General features: G+C 35.6%; 1 pseudogene. It reads right to left on the reverse strand.

Annotated elements, in window-relative coordinates:
• Positions 1–95: 95 nt before the first annotated feature.
• Positions 96–865: pseudogene (locus WKT11_RS19805) on the reverse strand (IS1182-like element ISRmsp2 family transposase); the annotation flags it as partial.

Below are 865 nucleotides of genomic sequence, written 5' to 3' on the forward strand. Positions count from 1 at the left end.
GTCAAATATGTGCAAAAATGTTCCTTGATAATAAAATATTGCTAAAATAGTGTTTTGAGGGATGCAAAATCTACCCTTTTGAGAGATGAATTTTCCTATTCTTCCTCATTTGGGCAGACTTCTCCCTTTAGTTTTAAAATTCGTTTTAAATTGACTGCAAATATTGATACTGCTCCTTGAAGTTGCATGTTTGATAGTCCAGCAGCATCACAACGACTATATCCGTGTATATTTTTTAATTCACTATTTTTTGCCTCTATCATATAGCGGGTTTTGAAACGTTCCTTGAAATATTGTGTTTTTTGAAACGCTTCTTGATTTTTATGATAATCCGATTTAATAGTGATACTATACGTTTTGGTTTTTGCATTTTCTTTATAGCAGCCATTACGATAAGGACAGACATGGCATTTATTAATATCGAAAAAATATTTGATACGTGTATTCTTTTTCTGATTACTACGTTTGTCAATTCGATATTTTATAGCCAAATGCCCCGCTGGGCACTGCATGGTATCCGCATCTTTATTAAAGATAAAGCCGTCCTCTGAACGAGTCCCTTTTATGATGCTCGGGTTAAGCTTTGAAATTAATTTATAGTCATTGCTTTGTGCATCTTTTAAATTTTCCAGTGTGGAATATGCGGTATCTGCTATTACTTCATTAACGGTTGCACCTGCTGCTTTACTTTTTTGAACCAGTACTGGAAGTTCCTGACCATCAAATGCTTCGCCGGATGTGATTGTTGCTGCTGTGATAATCCGTTCATCTGTCATGGCCAAATGAGTTTTGTATCCGTAAAAAGAAGAATTGACCGTTTTATGGCCAATCCGGGCATCCGGGTCAATGGATTGATCATAACAAT

This window comes from Blautia sp. HCN-1074, from assembly GCF_037890165.1.
GTDB lineage: Bacteria > Bacillota > Clostridia > Lachnospirales > Lachnospiraceae > Blautia_A.